The following is a 17467-nucleotide window of genomic DNA, read 5'->3' on the forward strand; positions in this document are numbered from 1 at the left end:
CTCGTGCGGAAGGTCGAAGGGACGACGCCGGCCGGGCGTGACCGGGCCGTGGATGCCCTGCGTGCCCTGGCCATCGGCGGTGTGGTGCTCGGCCACTGGCTGGTGAGCGCGCTGGTCGTCGAGAGCGGCAGCGTCCGCGTCGCCAGCCCGCTGCGTGACATGCCGTACCTCGCCCCGGTGTCGTGGGTCCTGCAGACCATGGCGCTCTTCTTCCTGGTGGGCGGCCAGGTGACCGCCAGGAGCCACGCATCCGCGCGCGCCTGCGGCGTCGGCTACGTGCGGTGGCTGCGGGTGCGCATGGCCCGGCTGCTGCGGCCGGTCACGGCCGTGGTGGCGGTGTGGAGCGCGGTGGCCGTGGTGATGCTCGCGCTGGGCGCCGATCTCAAGAGTGTGCAGGCGCTGGCCAAGCTGGTGTGGTCTCCGCTGTGGTTCCTGCTGGTCTATGCGGGGCTGACGGCGGTGACGCCGTTGGTCGCGCGGTTGCATCCGGCGTGGCCGCTCGCCGTGGTCGCTCTCGTTGACCTGGTGCGTTTCGGATGGGGTGGGCCTGAGTGGGTGGGATGGGTGAATCTGGCGGCGGGGTGGCTGGTGCCCTACTGCCTGGGGGCGGCCTGGGCCCGTGACCGGTTGAATGAGCGGACGACCGGGTGGGCGCTGCTGACCTGCGGTGCGGGCGTCGCGGCCTTGCTGATCATGTGGGCGGGTTATCCGGCTTCCATGGTGGGGGTGCCGGGTGCCCACATCTCGAACCAGTCGCCGCCCACGCTCGTGGCCGCCGTGTTCGGGCTGGCCCAGTGCGGAGCCGCGCTCCTGCTGCGGGATCCGCTGCGGCGCGTGCTGGCGCGGCCCACCGTGTGGGCGTTCGTGGCGCTGGCGAACCTGTCCGCCATGACGATCTTCCTCTGGCATCAGACGGCGATGATCGCGGTCACCACGCTCGGGCTGCTCGCCGACCGCCCGTTGATCGGCCTGCACACCGTGCCCGACGAACCGTCCTGGGTGCTGGCCAGACTGGCTTGGTTACCGGCGTTCGCGCTGGCGTTGGCAGTGTGCTGGGGCGCGTTCCATGCCTACGAACGGGTTCGGCCGCCTGCACCTCGGGTCCAGGCGGAGGAAGCCCAAGCCCAGTCGTGAGGGCACTACCCCAGGCCGGGGAACCAAGCACCGGCCCCAGAGGTCAGAGTCCGGGACGCGTCACCACGGCTCGAACTCATCACGCCGGACATGAGGCCAGACGTCAGGCCACCACCAGACGTAAAGCAGCCAGACGTAAAGCAGCCAGACGTAAAGCAGCCAGACGTAAAGCCATCAGACGTAAAGCCATCAGACGTCAGGCCACCAGAGGTAAGGCAGGCTCAGGGCCAGGCGGCAAGGCAGGAGAGCCAGACCTGCAGACGCGCGAACGAGCAGCCAGGGCCGCGCGAGAAGAGGCGTGTGGTCAGCGGCGGCCACGGAAGGTCCGGCGCAGGTCGTCCACCCACTCCTCCGGGATTTCCCAGGGGATGAAGTGGCCACCGTGATCATGGACGGTGAGGTTGACGTGGTTGTACCAGGCGCCCCGTTCGCTGTCGAGGAAGTGCTGGACGCGTTCGTCGGTCGTGACGCCGGGCGGGTTCTCATGACCGACGAACATGATGCCGGTCGGTGCCTCCACGGGCGGCCGGCGGTCGTGGGACGGGGTCCACGGGTAACGGTTGTTGTTGGCGTACGTGCGGATGGACGTCCCGATCGAGTTCGTGACCCAGTAGATCATGGCATGGGTGAGGAGGTCGTCCTTGGTGAAGACGGTCTCGACGTCGCCGCCGTTGTCGCTCCACTTGATCCAGCGTTCGAGAATCCAGGCGAGCAGCCCGGCGGGCGAGTCCGACAGCCCGTACGCCAGCGTGCTCGGGGCCAGCATGTGCGCGGCCAGGTGCACGGCGAAGCGCCTGTCCAGCGCCATCACCTGGGCGTGGACGTCGGCCGGCAGTCCTTCAGGGATGGGCCGGCCGCCGCTGAAGTCCCAGGCCCGGTCGCCGTTGAACAGCGTCAGCATCTGGCCAGAACCGATGTGGATCCCGTGCAGCTCGGCGGCGTACTTGTGACCGAGCTGCCCGCACACCAGCGCGCCGACGTCGCAGCCGGCGGCGGCGTACCGGTCGTGGCCGAGGACGGCGGTCATGAGCGTGTGCCAGAGGTCGGCGACCTTCCAGAAGTTCATGTCCGGCCGGCTGGTCAGCGGGCCGGAGAAGCCGAAGCCGGGGAAGGAGGGCACGATCACGTCGAACGCCTCGGCCGGGTCGCCGCCGTGTGCGGCTGGGTCGGCGAGCGGGTCCACGACCTTGGACCAGTGCCAGAACGTCCAGGGCCAGCCGTGGGTGAGGATCAGCGGCGTCGGGTCGGGGCCCACGCCGGGGCGGCGCATGAAGTGCACCGGCACGCCGTCGACGGTCACCCGGTAGTGCTCGTAGGCGTTGATCGCGGCCTCGGCCTTGCGCCAGTCGTAGCCGGTGCGCCAGTGATCGACAAGCTCGCGCAGGTAGGCGGCGTTGACGCCGTAGTACCAGTCCTCGTTGCCGACGTCGGAGGGCCAGCGGGTGAGCTCCAGCCGGCGACGCAGGTCGTTCAGGACATCGTCGGGCACGTGGATCGGCGTGGGTTCCAGGGGGAAGGAGACGTTCCCGTTCGCGGTAGGTTCCGTCGTGGTCATGGGTCATCTCCTCCTGTGCGGCGCGCCAGGCTCTCCGGCGAGCCGCCGGTTCACCTCGCTCATACGGGCGAGGGCGGGCAAGGCGGCCGCGACGGTCGCCCGCTCGGCGGGAGTGAGCTCGCCGGTGAGCTCGGCGAGATGCGCGATGCGATCGGCGCGCCGCCCGTGCACGATCGCGGCACCGGCCGCGGTGACATCGACGAGCACGGCGCGGCGGTCCGACGGGTCCGGCCGACGCTCCACCAGGCCGTCGCGTTCCAGCTTGGTGACCATCTGGGTGATGGCGGACTGGGTGACCTGCTCGCTCGTGGCCAGCTCGGTGAGGCGTTTGGGGCCCTGACCGGCCAGCGTGTGGAGCACCGACAGCGTGGTGAAGCTCAGCCGCTGCACGGCGGGCAGGCGGATGAACATCCGGGTGAACTCCTCCAGCACGGAGGTCAGGTGGGCGACGTCGAGCTCGCCGGGCTGCGATGGGGACGGCACAGGAGAAGTGTATGAGGAACTTAATTAAGTTTCTAACGCTTTTCGCCGCCGGATGGGAGCGGGTACACAGCGGGCCCAGAGGTGGTCGCGGGGTGCGGCGCCGGGGCGAGGCCGGGCTTGCCCTCTCGGCGGCGCAGGCGCGCGACGCCGCCGTACCTTCTCATCCGCCCGGCAGGGGTGCGGCGGCGGCGCTGTCAGCTCCTGCCGATGAACTGGTGGTCGGTACGGATGCGGCCCTCGTCGTCCAGGGCCAGGAGGTCGAGGCCGTCGCCGACGGCCTCGCCGGTGCTGACCGACACCATCGACCAGCGCACGGCGATCAGGCCGGGCAGCAGCGCGAACGGCTCCCCGTCCGCCTCGAAGACGTGCTCCCCCGGCGCGACGAACATCTCGTAGGCCCGCCGTACCCTGGCGTCCAGGCCGTCGTGGCCATGTGCCTCCAGCGGCGGCACCGGGAACGCCAGTCTCGCTGCCTCCTCGCGCACCGCCTGCGGTGGATCGACCAGCACCTGGACGCCGTCGGGCGCCCACAACTCCCGGATGAGGGCGGCGCGCCGGTCCGGGTCGGGTTCGTTCCACTGGGCGACGTAGCGGGCGGCCCATTCCTTGATCTCATTGGTGTTGCTCATGACCGGAAGTGTGCGCCGGACGGGTGCGGGGTCGCGATTCCCCGCAGGGAATGGCGCGGCGCACGCCGTCCAGTATGAATGGGTTCATGACGGTGTCGGCTGAGCCCAATCACTTCGCCCGTGAGCTGCGCCGCTGGCGTACGCATCGCCGTGTCAGCCAGCTCGACCTGGCCATCAGGGCGGACACGACGCAGCGCCACCTGAGCTTTCTTGAGCAGGGGCGTTCGCGGCCGGGGCGGGCCATGGTGGTGCGGCTGGCCGAGTCGCTCGGGTTGTCGCTGCGGGAGCGGAACGCGTTCCTGCTGGCCGCCGGGTACGCGCCTGTTTACGCCGAGTCGTCGCTGGACGCACCCCAGCTCGGCCCGGTGCGCGAGGCGCTGGACCGCATCCTCGACGGCCACCTGCCCTGTCCCGCGGTCGTCGTCCGGCCGCACGGCCTCCTGGTCGCCGCCAACGCGGCCTTCGGGGTGCTGTGCGAGGGCGCGGCGCCAGAGCTGCTGAAGCCTCCGGTCAACGTACTGCGTCTGGCGTTGCACCCCGACGGGATGGCAGGCCGGGTGGCGAACCTGGCCGAGTGGGGCCGGCACATCACCGGCAGCCTGCGTGATCAACTCGGCCGCGGCCCTGATCCGGAGCTGGAGGCGTTCGTCGCCGAACTGGACGGTTATCTCCCGGGGTTCGAGGCGCCCGCCGAGCACCTCGGCTTCGCCGTGCCGCTGCGGTTGCGCGTGCCGGAGGGGGAGCTGCGGCTCATCACCACGCTGACGTCGTTCGCGACGGCTGTGGACGTGACGCTGGCCGAGCTGCGGCTGGAGGCGTTCCTGCCCGCCGACGAGACCTCGGCACGCATCCTGCGGGAACGTGGCGCGGCCCGGTGAACGGCGCGGGTCCTATTGTCCTGTGACAGCGAAGGTTGAGCGGGTGCCATCGACGTTTGAGTGACGAAGCGAGCGAGACAGCAGCAGGCGGATCAGCTCACGGGAGCAAGTGTCATCGTTATCTGGGTTGGAGGATCCTTCCAGCAGAGCCCGGACCCAAGAAGAGCCGAGCGTGCGGAGAGCGCCTCGATGTCGTCAAGGGCGCGTGGCAGCACTCCGACATGTGGCGTTTGGAGTGATCTTGCTGGTGGGTGCGGAGGTGAACCGTGGCCCCCACCAAGGGCGCGGCCACGGTGGCGCGATTGTGGTTAAGCCTTAATCGGTGCGGGCCGCCCTGGCGGCCTGTTCGATCTTCGCGCAGTAGGCTGCACGGGCTTCCTCGTCGATCTGCTTCTCGTGTTCGGCGCGCAACCCGGTTCGGCCGTCGAGGCCCTCGCGCAGGATATCGGCGTGCCCGGCATGCCGGGTGGACTCGCCGAGGACATGGACCATGATGGCGAACAGGTTCGTGTGCCAGGCAGGCGTTGACTCTGGCCACCACGGCACGTGGCCGGGGGCGTCCAGAGGAAGCTCGTTGATCGTCGCGTCCGAGTGTTCCCACGTGCGCCGGTAGAACCCGATGATCTGATCGCGGGTCTCGTCCTCGGTCGCCCACAGATCGCTGCTGCTGGAGTCCTGCCATCGGGGCAGCGGTTCCGGGGAAGGGCGGCCGAAGACCTCGCCGAAGTACCTGGCCTCGACGATGGCCACGTGTTTGACCAGGCCGAGGAGGTTGGTCCCGGTCGCTGTCAAAGGTCGGCGGGCGTCGTATTCAGACAAGCCGTCGAGTTTCCAGAGCAGCGTCTTACGGTCCCGCCGCAGTCTCTCGTGCAGGTTGTCTTTCGCGAGATCGTCGATCACGGGTCACGATTCTGTCAGCCGCGCCGGCGGGCTCAGGTTGCGGGCTGCCTGGCGTCGTCGGCTCCGCCGACTATCGCTCACAGCCACACTGCTTGCCGAGGTCCTCGCAGCGATCGTCGCAGAGGACGGGATCACGCTCCCCGCACTGCGATGGCTGATCGTCGATCACGGCGAAGTCCGTAGGCAGTGGCGTAGTTGATCAACGCCATCATGTGGACGAAGATGCGAGCATGGGGGCGACCAACGCGCTGAAGGGCTTGATGGCCTGAGGAGGGGCGGCGGCGGATCACTTGGCTGGGTGGTGGCTCAGCGGTTCTCAGGGCGGACGGGGATAGGAAGCGCGACAAAGCCGTAAGGAAACAGGCCATCGGCGTCCATCAGATACGCGCTGTCTTGTGTGCTGCGTAGTCCAGAGGCACGGCGTCGAGGCTCTTCTTGGTGATCTTTCGGTGCCGGTGAGGATGGCGTCGATCCCGGCCCCGCGAATGTGATGTGACAAGGCGCCGATCATGCCGCCACTTCGAGTGTGGAGATAGCGGTCCAGCGTGACGAGGCTGCCTGGTCGGTGTTCGTGCAGGAGCAGGGTCTGCTCCAGGATGGCGATCAGCCCTTTCCACTCGGCGCCGTCAGGGAAGGCGTGAGTGGGGATGAGGGTGAAGCGGACCTTTGGTGACAATGATCAGCGTTCGCTGTCACAGGACACCTATCGAGCGGCACGGATTCTGCCCATCGGCCCGGATATCGTCGAACGGAAGGGCTCCTGCCAACCGGACCGGCCCTGCTCATTGGCGCGGACTGCTGGCTGCCACGATCCCTTGAGTGGTGTGGCTTGGTCAGCGGCGGCGGACCTGGCGCGGGCCCGACCCCTCCCTCCAGGAGTCGATGACCAGTTCGTCGCCCTCGACCCGGGTCCAGACCACCTCGGTCAGCTCGATCCGGAACAGGTGCGATCCGTCGTCCTCGGGCGTCTCCGGCGCGTCCGCGCCGCCGGTGGTCTCCACCGCCCGCCCGGCCAGCTTGACGTCGCCCTCCCAGGACGACGGGTCGTCGCCCTCGGGGGCGAGTGAGGTCACGTGGATGGCCATGCGCGGATCGCGCCGCAGGTCGAGGGCCTTGACCGCGCCTCCCATCGACCCGATCCACAGCTCGCCGTTCTTCAATGTCGTCTCGATGCCGCTCACCCGCGGCGAGCCGTCCTTACGCAAGGTGGCCAGCACCTTGTGCCGGTAGGCCTCCACCAGCCTGCGGGCGACCTTGCCCAGCTCCGGGGCCTGCTGCTCGAACTCCTGCCATGACGCCATGCCGTCATCATGCCCGGGACTACCGACAGGACCAGGGCTCATCGCGCAGCCCACTCCCGGTATGTGACCGCGCTGACGCCCTTCCCGACTCGACGCCGTGATCAGGTGGAGTGGAAGCGTCACGCCTGCGAGCGAGCCGCCGGGGAGAAGCCTCCGCAGGGGCGGCGACGGGCAGCCGAGAGCCTCCGGCAGCCTCGTCGGCAGGGATCGGGCGGTCAGAGGGGTGGGAAGCGGTTCTCCAGGCCGGTGACGTGCAGCAGGCGGGCGATGCGCGGTGGGACGCCGGTCAGCGCCAGCGGGATGCCCAGCGAACGGGCCCGCTTCTGTACCCCGAGCAGCACGGCGAGCCCACCGGTGCCGCAGAAGGTGACCTGGGACAGGTCCAGGACGAGCCGGCCGGGGCTGTGGGAGAGGAGGCCGATCAGCCGCTGGCGCAGCCGCGCCGTCGTGAAGATGTCGATCTCACCGGTCAGGTGTACGAAGGTGGGCGCCGGACGGCTGCCCGCGCCGAGCGGGGCGGTGTCTATGACGGTCATGGAAGTCTCCTCGCTTGGGGAAGCCAAAGGGATGTGGGAAGCCTGCCGGCCGGAGAGCGGCCGGGCCGCCGGCATGGGCGGCTCCTGGGCTGCTCGATCCGGCCGGCAGGCGGGTCCGGGTAACGCCGCCGGTCACGGGAACGCCGAAGATCCGAGGAACGCCGAAGATTCCGGGGGACGCCGAAGGTCCGGGGAGCGTCGGCGGTCAAGCGGGCACCAGCGGTCAAGCGGATGCCAGCGGTCAAGCGGGCGTCGGCGGTCAAGCGGGCGCCGACGGTCAAGGGTCCGAGGAGGTCGCCTCCGGCGCCAGGAAGGCCGTCTTCGGCGCCGGGGAGGGCACCTTCGCTACCTGGGAGGCCGCCTTCGGGGCCGGGGGCGGGACCGTTCCCGTGGGGGGCGCGGATCGGCGGGCTGGCCGGCCGGAGTGAGGAGGTCGTCGTCGGCGACTCGGGGGGAGGGAGGGGCTTCGGTGTCATGGTCGCCTGACCTGTTCAGGCCGCCGTGAACGGGCCTGGAGTCGTGGTTCGCCGGGGGCGACGCGACCTGGGTGCCGACGCTCGGAAAGTCCTCGGTTTCCTTAGCCTACCTCACGATGTGCCGCGCTCCCGGCCGGTACTCAGCGTTCGCAGGCGGCGGACAGGAGGGTGAGGGCGGCGGCGCGGGCCTCGGCGCCGGGGTCGTGCTCGTCGCGGTGGGCGGCGACGACGGTGGCCCCCTCGACCAGCATGAGGAGCTGGCGGCCCAGGAGGCCGGGTTCGGTGGCTCCCGCGCGTTCGGCGATCCGCGTCAGCAGGGCGAGGTGGCGGCCCAGGTGGCGGGCGGTGATGGCGCGCACGCGTGGGACGTGGTGCTGGGCGGCGGCGTTGACGAGGGCGCAGCCGCGGAAGGCGGGCTCCTCGTACCAGTGCCGCAGGGCGTCGAACACGGCGGCGAGCTGGGCGGCCGGATCGTCGCCGGCCGCCGCGACGGCCGCCTCCACCCAGGCGATCACCCGGTCGCTGCGCGCTTCCAGCACGGCCTCCACCAGGCCGTCCTTGGTGCCGAAGTGCCGGTAGAGGGTCTCCTTGGACACGCCGAGGCGGGTGCACAGCTCGGCGACGCCGATGCCGTCGAGGCCGCGTTCGTACAGCAGGGCGGTGGCCGCCTGGAGGATGGCGGCGTGGGTGCGCGCGGGGTCGATGGTCGAGCCTTTGGGTACCGGCATGGCTCAGATGGTACCGGTCGGTGCGATGGCTGTTACGATCGCCGGACCGTACCGATCAGTTCGATCTACTTCAGGAGCGACAGTGGCCGACATCGTCCTCGTCCCCGGCATGTGCCACGGCGGCTGGTGCTACGCCGACATCGGCGCGGAGCTGCGCCGGCAGGGCCACCGCGTCCTGCCGGTCACCCTCACCGGCGTCGCCGAGCGGGCCCACCTGCTCCACGGCACCGTCAACCTCGACACCCACGTCGAGGACCTGACCGCCCTGCTGGCCGCCGAGGACGTACGCGACGCGGTGCTGGCCGGGCACAGCTACGGCGGCATGGTCGTCACCGGCGCCGCCGACCGGACGCCGGAGCGGGTGGCCTCCCTGGTCTACCTCGGGGTTGAGGAACCGGTGGACAGCCGTTGGCGCTGAGAACGATCTTGACTGCAGGGAGCTGAGGCTGTTCTTGGTTGCGAAGCTTCCCTAACGTGTTGCCTGGTCCCGGCGGCGGCGGGCGGCGCGGATCTCGGCGTCGGCGACCTTGTCGTCGAGCAGCGCGTACAACTGGGTCGTCTCGGTGGAGGCGTGTCCGAGGCGGCGGCGGACGGCCTCGATGGAGACGCCGGCGTTGATGAGCTCGGTGGCGTGGGCGTGGCGCAGCTGGTGGATGTCGATCTCCACCCCGGCCGCTTGGCAGTAGTTCTGCCAGCGGTGGTGGGCGGCGTCGTAGGACAGAGGTCCGCCGCGGCCGTTGATAGAGGCGCGAAACAGCGGCCCGGCGCTGTAGCCGGCGCGGGCGAGGTAGAGCTTGAGCAGGGTGACGTAGCCGCGGTCGTCGAGCAGGACGGTGCGGACGCTGCCGCCCTTGCCGTGGATGCGCACGTGTTCGTCGTCTAGGCGCAGATCGAGATCCTCCACATAGAGACCGCAGACTTCCGAGGCTCGGGTGCCGCAGACGTAGACGGTCTCGAACAGTACCCGGTCGCGTAGCCGGTCCAGCGGCAGGTCCTTGCGCGGCCGCCGCGAGCAGATCACCGCCAGCAGCTTGGCCACGTCGGCGGCCGCGGCCGGGCGGGGCAGGTTCTTGGGCACTTTGACGGTGTCGATGCGGTCCATCGGGTTGGCGTCCAGGAGGTCGTGGCGGACGGCCCACTTGGTGAAGGAGGCGACGGCGGCGCGCTTGCGCTTGCGGCTGGCCGGCGACAGCTCGGCGAGCTCGGCCAGGAACGCGCGGACCGGCGCGGCGGTCAACTCGGCGAGTTCTTCGCCGTGGTGGGCGGCGAACGCGATCAGGTCGCCGCGGTAGGCGCGCCGGGTGTGCGCCGACTTCCCGGCGTTGGCCAGGTCGGTGAGGAAGTCGTCCAGATGCCGGGCGAGCGGGTGGGAGCGGCCGAGCTGCTCGGCGATGACCGGATCCACCGTGCCGACCTCCACCATCCCCCAGGTTGCCAGATAACCGGGAAACGAAGCATCCGCGCCGGACGACGGTTGCCCAGCTCGGGCCCGGCCCGCAGCGGCCATCTTGCCAGATAACAACAGCTATCCCGTAACCATTGATCTCCATCCTGCTGATTCGCACCGCAAGGCCATCGTGCTGCTCAGAGGGTCGTCGAAGCCGTTTCCCCGTAACAGTTCGATTTTGCACCTGGCCCGCGCTGATGGATGAGTCCTACCTTCGGGGCTCATGCCAGTTGAGTTCTTGAGCGATGAAGAGGCGGCCGCGTACGGCCGCTACGTAGGGGCACCGACGCGGGCCGAGCTGGAGAAGATGTTCTTCCTCGACGACGCGGACCGGAAGCTGATCGGGCGCCGCCGCGGCGATCAGCACCGGCTCGGGTTCGCCCTGCAACTCACCACGGCCCGGTACGTGGGCCGGTTCCTGCCGGACCCGCTGGAGGTCCCGGCCGAGGTGATCGACTACCTGGCCGACCAGCTCGGCGTGGCGGACGTCTCGCAATCAAACAGTACACCGAGCGGCGCCAGACGCAGTTCGGCCACCAGGACGAGATCAAGAAGGCGTACGGGCTGCGGGAGTTCTCCGCGGTCGAGGCGGAGTTCACCGCGTGGGTGGATGCGCGGGCGTGGAACACCGGGGACGGCAAGAAGAGCATCTTCATCGACGGCGTGAGCTGGCTGCGCTCCAACAAGGTGCTGCTGCCGGGGGGACCACGCTGACCCGGCTGATCGCCCGGGTGCGCGATGAGGCGACCGAGCGGCTGCACGACACGCTGTACGGGATCTTGTCGCCGCGGCAACAGGCGATCCTGGCCCGGTTGCTGGAGGTGCAGGAGGGGCGCGATCGTCGGATCTGGAGCGCTGGTGCAAGGGCCCGTCGGTGCCCTCGGGCCGGAACATGGAAAGGCGCTGGAGCGCGCCGGGGAGATCCTCAGCGTCGGCCTGGGTGCGATGGAGCTGCCGCCGGGGGTGCCGCACCGGCGGATGGTGGACCTGGCCCGGTACGGGATGACCGCCACGGCGACCACGCTGCGCCGGCACGGCCCCTCACGTCAGCTGGCCACGTTGCTGGCCACCGTCATCTACCTGGAGGGCAAGTCGGTCGACGACAATCCCGTTCCGATCCTCCTCGCGGGCCCGTTCGCGACTTCGTCGCGGCGCGGGGCGAGGTGATGAACCTCGACCGGTTCGCCCTGGCCCGAGTCCCGATCGGGCTTACTCCAGTGTGAACGACGGTTCGGTGTTGTCCGGGGCGACGAACGCGAGCAGGCGGGCGGCCTCGTCTCGTACCGCTGCTTTTTCGGATCCCGACAGTGGCCGGAACGGTGCGATGTGCAGGTGGCCGTTCGTGAGCGTCCAGCTGCCTTCCGCAAAGCCGTCGACGAGGAACAATGGCACGCCCCCGGAGGCCCTGGGCGCGATCCGCCGGCGATTCTCCTCGCTGATCACGCGGGTCCGGTCCCGGTACCCGAGGACGGCGTTGTCGAAGGCGGGCAGGAACCGGACCGGCGCTGGTCGGTCCGGTTCGCCCAGCGGTGCGTCGGGCAGGTCGAGCAGTTCGCCTCCCTGCTCGTCCCGGAAGGCGCGCAGTTTCGGCCGCAACCCTTCGACGACCTTGCGGAGCCGGGTCGATCCCGACCAGGCCTGGATGTCCATGACACTGGCTGGACCGAACGCGGCGAGGTAGCGCAGGACCATCGCCTCCGGTTGTGGCGCGTCGGTCAGCGGGCGGCCGAGCCATTCGTCAGCCAGGGTGACCGGTGTCCCACGCCGATGCCCCCACCGGCCCCAGGTGGAGTGGGGTGGTGGATGCACCAACGCCTCCAGCAGCTCGATGGCCTCGGCCAGCCGGCCAGGGGCGCGGCCGGGGAATCGGTCGGTGAGCAACTGGCCGAGATCCCGGCGGGTGAGCGTCTTTCCGGTCAGTAGCTGTCGGCTGACGCGGGCGAGCTCGTCGAGATCCATCCCCTCGATCTGCGTGGCGTAGTACGCGTCGGTCAAGGCTTTCCGCACAGCGGGCGCGACCGTCGGCCACAGCCAACGGAAGTCCTCGCCGCTGGCCAGGTGTTGGGTACAGCGCAGCATAGTGGCGTGCACCACGTCGCGGCTCTCGAGCAGGGCCGTCAGGTCATCGTGCCGGAAGTTCTCCAACCGCGCCCACAGCCCCACATAAGGTCCGTTGGGCATTTGTGCCTGCATCGCCACGAGGTGCTCGATCGCCTCCAGCGGAGTACGAGGAACGCGCCGGGCCAGCAGTTGCCGCTCCAGGAGTGTCCGGTTCAGTACCCTCCGGGACAGCTCGGGTACGCCCGATCTCACGACTGGTCGGCCGACCAGTCCATCGGTACCTCTTGAGTGATGGCGATCAGGTTGCCGTCGGCCGCCTTCAGGACGGCCAGCCGGGCTCCGGGCATGTCCACGATGCCGGTTGCCGGGTCGATGTTGTCCCCCGCGGCGGCCTCGGCGGTACCGACCTCGGCGAGCGATCCGTCGGAGATCTCGGTCATCGCCGTCGCCCCGGCGGCGACCAGTGCGCGATGCTCCTGTTCGATATCCTCGACCGCCCAAAAGACCAGCGGATGATCCACCCAGGGCGCCGCGGTGAGCCCGATCTCCACGCCATCACCGGAGAACGCCGCGAAATCGTCGCTCTGGAACGCGGGTGGTCCGCCCAGCAACGCGGTCCAGGCCGCGATGCTGGCGGGCAGATCCCGCACGGGCAGGACTACATTGCCGAAACCGATAAACCGTGCCATAGGTGGCATTCTTCCATGAGCTGGGCGTCATTCAGACGGTCATCGGTCAGGGGTTCAGACACCGTCATCGTCCACGATAGTGGTGCTGGCGGCACTGACCTCGGGCAGCGCCGCCGTGCCGAGCGGTCGCAGGCCCTTGTCCGGGGCCGAGGAAGCGATCGCGTAGCGGCCCAGGCAGTTGAGGTGGGCGTGGCCCAGCGGGGACAGCCGCGCCACGTCCTCGTCCTTGACCGGCACACCCTGGGCGCGCAGCTGGTCCACGATCGCCGACAGATACCGTGAGTTCCACAAAACGACGGCATTGACAACAAGTCCCAGAGCCGCGAGTTGATCCTCCTGGCCTTCCCGATATGCCTGCCGGATCCGGCCGGCGTTGCCGTGGCAGATCTTGCGGGCCAGGCGGTGCCGGGACTCCTGGACCGACAACTGCTTGCCCAGGCTGCGGCGGTAGCTGGAATCCATCGGGTCCAGCATGCTGAGCAGGTGCATCGTCTTGTCGATGCGGCCGTACTCGGCGAAGGCCTGCCCCAGCGGAGTCGGGTTGCCCTGGCGGGCGAACATGCGCAGCAGGTCATAGGCGCGCACCTGGTTGGTCACCAGCGATCCGGCGACGCGGAGCATGTCCGGCCACTGGGTGGTCACCTTCTTGGGGTTCAGCTTGTTCCGGGCGATCGCCTCCAGCACTCCGTAGTCGCCGGTGCTGCGGTCGGGCAGCTCGGTGCGCCAGAACCGCTGGTCCCCCAGGTCGGCGAAGCGGGGCGCGAACCGGTAGCCGAGCATGGAGAAGATCCCGAACACCATGTCACTGTCGCTGGCATGGTCCGTCGTGACCACCTCGGGTTTTGGCCCGGCATCCAGGTTGATCAAGCAGTCCAGGATGTACAGGGAATCGCGGGGAGTGCCCGGCACCACCATCTGCCCGATCCCCGCAACTTGATCATTGACTGCGTTGAGCCACGTCAGACCCCTTTTGTAACCGTAGTACTTAGGTGAGGGCCCGGCATTGATCGTCTTAACCGGGACAACGAACCGCAGCCCGTCCACCGACGCCAGCAAGCCACCGCCCCACTCCGCAACGATTGGCACCCGGCCCTGGTGCTCAATCAGGATCGCGTTGGCCGCGGCGTGCGTCTCAGCGCGCACATAGTTCTGGTCCACGTGCGAAAGCCGGCCACGGGTCAGCGCCTCATCCCCGGCCTTGATCACCGGCGTTATTCCGACGTTGCACGCCTCGCTGATCAGTAGTGCTACCAGCGATCTCGGCAGGTCGTTCATGCGGGTGGAGACATCGGCCAGGTGCACGTAGGCGGCCAGGAAACCGGTCCATGCGTGCACCTCCAGCAGCAGCTCGGGCAGGTCGATGCGGGGCAGCATGGCCTGGCAGGCGGCCCGTAGCCAGGCCAGCGACTCGCTCTCGCCGAGCGCGCCGAGTTTCTCCACCGACAGCCGGGCCCGCCCGCCGCCAGCCGGGGTCACCACCGAGACCAGCGCGTCCTCGCCCGCCTCCTCCAGCCGGGCGGCCGTCTGCTTCCAGGCCGCGTCCAGTGCCACGACCTTGTCGTTCAGATGCTTCTGGACCGGGTCGGTGAGCGACAGGGAGGCCAGCACGTCCTCGGCGATCGCCTCCCACTGCGCCCCGGCCAGCAGATGCGCGCGCGGGTCGGCCCAGCGCAGCGACGGCGAGGCGAACACATCCCTGATCGTCAGAGCCCGCAGCAGGTGCTCCAGCACGCACACCACGTACGCGTCCCGATCCACCGCACCCTGCGGCAGGTCCGGGTTGGCATACACCGCCCGCTTCCACGACGCGGTCACCAAAGCGGCGTCGATCTCCTTGGGCAGCAGCGGCTTCTTGCTGACCTGCCGTCGCGACAGCTCCGGCAGCCGGCGCACCGCGGCCAGCACCCGGCGCCCGCCCGGTGCAGCCGACAGCGCCTTCGACTCGCCCAGCAGCCGTAGGAACGGGCGTACGGTGTGGTACTTCTCGACCAGCGCGGCGCGCATCGCCGCCTCGGCCGCGCCGTCGTCCTCGGGGACCAGGTCCTCCACCACGTCCAGCGCCGCGCGGACCTGTTCCTTGCTGGTGCCGGCGATCTCGGCCACTGCGGTCCACATCGCTGCCACGTCGAGGTCGGCGCCTTCGTGGTCGATCAGGTCGAGCTGGTCGACCAGGACGCGTCCGGCCTTGGCCACCAGCTTGGAGGCCCGCTCCAGCCGGGGCAGCATCCGCAGCCGTTCGTCGGCGGACTTGCGGCGGGCCGGGCTGATCAGTCTGGTGGCCATCAGCAGTGCGAACAGATCGAGGGCGTCGTCGATCGCCTCGGCCTCCAGGCTCCGGGTGACCGCCAGCAGCGTCGCGGTCCGGCGCGGCTCGACCAGCCGGTCCAGGGCCGGCGCTTTGCTGCCCGCCCCGTACTTGGCCAGAGTCTTCATCCGCCGCACCGGCACCTTCGACACCGCCACCCGGCCCAGTCCGAAGCCGGCCAGGTTGTCCACCCGCTGCAGCGCCTTCACCATCTCCGTCCCTGACGTGCGCTTGGGTGCCTGCCGCAGCTTCTCCAACTCCGAGATGCGCGAGCCCTCCGGCACCACCAGCAGACCCGACAACGCGGCGGGCAGGTTCGGATCGGCACGGTGCACCTGTTTGGTCACCACGGTGTACATGCGGACGTCGGCCCGTTCCCGCACGCTGCCCACCAGGCGTTCCAGCACGGTCACCCCGGGCAGCAGCACCCGATGCCGCCGCAGCCACGCCACCGACTGCTCGAACAGCGCCACCGGCCCCTCGGCGTGTGTCCACGCCCGGCCATGCAGGAAGGTCCGGAACTGGCGCGTCAGCTGCCGCTCGCTCCAGCTGCTGGTGTCATCAAAGGTGTGGTAACCGTAGGCGTCCCGGATCATCCACGCGTGCTCGTACGTCGTCTTGAGCCGCTCGGCATACTTCTTGACCTGCGACGTGTCACCGATCCCCAGCTGCTCGGCCAGGTAGTCCACCACCGGCCAGGGCACCGCCAGCGGATCCTCCAGGAACAACCCCTTGTACCGAACGGTCCCGATCTGAACGGCAACGCCCAGCCGGTGAGAATCGGCCCTCGACTGCGCGATCACATGCCGGTCGAAGCTGTCCAGGAAGAAGAACTTCTCCAGGTCTGACAGCGATGGCACCTCGATGAACGAGACGTAGGCGGCCCTCTGCTCGGCAGACAGAAATTCCGCAGGCATAGCCCGCACGGTAGGGCCATATCGGGCGCGATCAACTCATAGTGATTAACGCGTTACAGGTGAGGATGTTTCAGCCTTCAATGCTTCTTGATCGTTCTCAGCGCCAACGGCTGTCCGCCGGTTCCTCGCCCCCGTACCTGGACGCGATGGTCCCTGGCGACGGCGACTCCTGCTGGGACCTGGCCTCGGAGAACGAACGGCGCTGGTACCTGGACGTGACCGCCGACGGCTGCGCCACGCGCCCCCTGCCGTTCTTCGACCCGCGCGCCACGCCGCACCCGCTCGCCTCGCTGCTCCAGCCGCTGCGCCTGACCGGCGGGCTGGAGCGGGTGCGCCGGCGCACGTACGTGTACGCGACCGGCTGGGACGGCCCTTCCCCCTTCACCACCACGTACGAGCGGCTGCGCGAGGACCCGGCGTGGCGGGCGATCGCCCTGGACGGCGGGCACAACCTCATGCGCGACGCCCCGCACGACCTGGTGAGGATCCTCACCGAGGCGGCCTGACCGCGTCTCACCGGGCGAGCAGGTCGCGCAGGGCCTCGGCGACCTCGGCGGGGGCCTCCTCGGCCATGAAGTGGCCGAAAGCGACGGTCCGGTGGTCCAGATCGCCGGCCCAGGCCCGCCACAGAGCCGCCGCGTCGTAGCCGAGCGCCGCGCCCCAGTCCTGCTGGAGCACGGTGACCGGCATGGCGAGGCGCCTGCCCGCCGCCCGGTCGGCCCGGTCGTGCTCGGCGTCCACGCCGGCCGAGGCGCGGTAGTCGGCCACGATCGAGGGCACGGCCGCGCGGCAGGCGTCCAGATAGGCGGCCCGGACGCCGGGCGGGATCGCCCCCGCGTCGCCGGTCCACAGGTCGAGGAAGTGGCCGAAGAAAGCGTCCGCGCTCGCCGCGATCATCGTCTCGGGCAGACCGGGCGGCTGCGCCATCAGGTACAGGTGGAAGCCGACGGCCGCGTCCGCGCCGCGCATCACGTCCCACATGTCGAGCGTGGGCAGGACGTCGAGGCAGGCGAGATGGGTGATCGCGGCCGGGCGGTCGAGCCCGGCGCGGAAGGCGACCAGGGCGCCGCGGTCGTGGCCGGCCAGCGCGAAGCGCTCGTGCCCGAGGGCGCGGGCCAGCGCGACGACGTCGGCGGCCATGGTGCGCTTGCTGTAGGTGCCGGGCCCGGTCTCGGCGGGTTTGTCGCTGGCGCCGTACCCGCGCAGGTCGGGGCAGATCACCGTGTGGGCGGTGGCGAGGCGGGCGGCCACGTGCCGCCACATCAGATGGGTCTGCGGGAAGCCGTGCAGCAGCACGACGGGGCTGCCGGAGCCGGCGACGGCCGCGTTCAGCACCACGCCGCCGGCGACCGGGACGCGGCGGTAGTCGAAGCCTGGGATCCGCATGGGGTTTCCTCTCGTCGGGGTCGGCTCCCAGCCTGCCGGGCG

General features: G+C 69.7%; 17 protein-coding genes and 1 pseudogene. 6 read left to right on the forward strand and 12 right to left on the reverse strand.

From position 1 onward, the window contains the following. The first annotated feature begins 3 nt into the window (after window positions 1-3). On the forward strand, window positions 4-1134 hold the full coding sequence (locus Nocox_RS23225; protein WP_246649506.1) for an acyltransferase family protein: 1131 nt from the start codon (window positions 4-6) through the stop codon (window positions 1132-1134). Window positions 1135-1438: 304 nt separating this feature from the next. Here Nocox_RS23225 and Nocox_RS23230 read toward each other — a convergent pair whose 3' ends face one another. The 3 genes from Nocox_RS23230 to Nocox_RS23240 form a co-directional block, all read right to left on the reverse strand. Continuing rightward, complete coding sequence (locus Nocox_RS23230; RefSeq protein WP_020540409.1) at window positions 1439-2689, reverse strand: epoxide hydrolase family protein; 1251 nt, start codon at window positions 2687-2689, stop codon at window positions 1439-1441. Window positions 2690-2692: 3 nt separating this feature from the next. After that, window positions 2693-3172: a MarR family winged helix-turn-helix transcriptional regulator gene (locus Nocox_RS23235; RefSeq protein ID WP_020540408.1), complete on the reverse strand. Its 480-nt coding sequence runs from the start codon at window positions 3170-3172 to the stop codon at window positions 2693-2695. Window positions 3173-3366: 194 nt separating this feature from the next. Next, a complete protein-coding gene (locus Nocox_RS23240) occupies window positions 3367-3801 on the reverse strand; it encodes a hypothetical protein (protein WP_020540407.1) in 435 nt (144 codons plus the stop codon). Window positions 3802-3887: 86 nt separating this feature from the next. On the opposite strand from Nocox_RS23240, the gene Nocox_RS23245 reads away from it, so the two are divergent. Then, a complete protein-coding gene (locus tag Nocox_RS23245) occupies window positions 3888-4679 on the forward strand; it encodes a helix-turn-helix domain-containing protein (RefSeq protein WP_020540406.1) in 792 nt (263 codons plus the stop codon). 315 nt (window positions 4680-4994) lie between these two features. Here the strand turns inward: Nocox_RS23245 and Nocox_RS23250 are convergent, their stop codons facing one another. From Nocox_RS23250 to Nocox_RS23265, 4 genes are all read right to left on the reverse strand, one after another. Next, a complete protein-coding gene (locus Nocox_RS23250) occupies window positions 4995-5579 on the reverse strand; it encodes a DinB family protein (RefSeq protein WP_020540405.1) in 585 nt (194 codons plus the stop codon). A gap of 833 nt (window positions 5580-6412) precedes the next feature. Next, a complete protein-coding gene (locus Nocox_RS23255) occupies window positions 6413-6880 on the reverse strand; it encodes a pyridoxamine 5'-phosphate oxidase family protein (RefSeq protein ID WP_020540403.1) in 468 nt (155 codons plus the stop codon). A 215-nt stretch (window positions 6881-7095) separates the two neighbouring features. Further along, a complete protein-coding gene (locus tag Nocox_RS23260) occupies window positions 7096-7416 on the reverse strand; it encodes an STAS domain-containing protein (protein ID WP_020540402.1) in 321 nt (106 codons plus the stop codon). Between the two features lie 616 nt (window positions 7417-8032). Beyond that, window positions 8033-8620 carry a TetR/AcrR family transcriptional regulator gene (locus Nocox_RS23265; protein WP_020540401.1) on the reverse strand — a complete coding sequence of 196 codons (588 nt, stop codon included), beginning with the start codon at window positions 8618-8620 and terminating at the stop codon, window positions 8033-8035. A gap of 82 nt (window positions 8621-8702) precedes the next feature. Between Nocox_RS23265 and Nocox_RS23270 the strand changes: the two genes are divergently transcribed. Then, entirely contained in the window at window positions 8703-9038 is a 336-nt protein-coding gene (locus tag Nocox_RS23270; protein ID WP_020540400.1) for an alpha/beta fold hydrolase, read from the forward strand. Between the two features lie 51 nt (window positions 9039-9089). Here Nocox_RS23270 and Nocox_RS23275 read toward each other — a convergent pair whose 3' ends face one another. Next, the gene (locus Nocox_RS23275; protein WP_148031684.1) at window positions 9090-10025 is read right to left on the reverse strand and encodes a tyrosine-type recombinase/integrase; all 936 of its coding nucleotides are present in this window, start codon (window positions 10023-10025) and stop codon (window positions 9090-9092) included. A 265-nt stretch (window positions 10026-10290) separates the two neighbouring features. Here Nocox_RS23275 and Nocox_RS23280 point away from each other — a divergent pair. Further along, window positions 10291-10781, forward strand: a pseudogene (locus tag Nocox_RS23280) (DUF4158 domain-containing protein). Window positions 10782-10925: 144 nt separating this feature from the next. Continuing rightward, window positions 10926-11234, forward strand: a complete 309-nt coding sequence (locus Nocox_RS23285) for a hypothetical protein (protein ID WP_026213767.1) — start codon at window positions 10926-10928, stop codon at window positions 11232-11234. Window positions 11235-11276: 42 nt separating this feature from the next. Here the strand turns inward: Nocox_RS23285 and Nocox_RS23290 are convergent, their stop codons facing one another. The 3 genes from Nocox_RS23290 to Nocox_RS23300 form a co-directional block, all read right to left on the reverse strand. Next, entirely contained in the window at window positions 11277-12260 is a 984-nt protein-coding gene (locus Nocox_RS23290) for a winged helix DNA-binding domain-containing protein (RefSeq protein ID WP_246649889.1), read from the reverse strand. Window positions 12261-12376: 116 nt separating this feature from the next. Next, complete coding sequence (locus tag Nocox_RS23295; protein ID WP_020540396.1) at window positions 12377-12817, reverse strand: VOC family protein; 441 nt, start codon at window positions 12815-12817, stop codon at window positions 12377-12379. A 54-nt stretch (window positions 12818-12871) separates the two neighbouring features. Continuing rightward, entirely contained in the window at window positions 12872-16039 is a 3168-nt protein-coding gene (locus Nocox_RS23300; protein WP_020540395.1) for a Tn3 family transposase, read from the reverse strand. A 146-nt stretch (window positions 16040-16185) separates the two neighbouring features. Here Nocox_RS23300 and Nocox_RS23305 point away from each other — a divergent pair, with 146 nt between their 5' ends. After that, the gene (locus tag Nocox_RS23305; RefSeq protein WP_020540394.1) at window positions 16186-16545 is read left to right on the forward strand and encodes a hypothetical protein; all 360 of its coding nucleotides are present in this window, start codon (window positions 16186-16188) and stop codon (window positions 16543-16545) included. Window positions 16546-16552: 7 nt separating this feature from the next. On the opposite strand, the gene Nocox_RS23310 is transcribed toward Nocox_RS23305, so the two are convergent. Next, window positions 16553-17425 (reverse strand): alpha/beta hydrolase, encoded by an 873-nt coding sequence (locus tag Nocox_RS23310; RefSeq protein ID WP_020540393.1) that lies wholly within the window; start codon window positions 17423-17425, stop codon window positions 16553-16555. Between the last annotated feature and the right edge of the window lie 42 nt (window positions 17426-17467).

The organism is Nonomuraea coxensis DSM 45129 (genome assembly GCF_019397265.1).
Classification (GTDB): domain Bacteria; phylum Actinomycetota; class Actinomycetes; order Streptosporangiales; family Streptosporangiaceae; genus Nonomuraea; species Nonomuraea coxensis.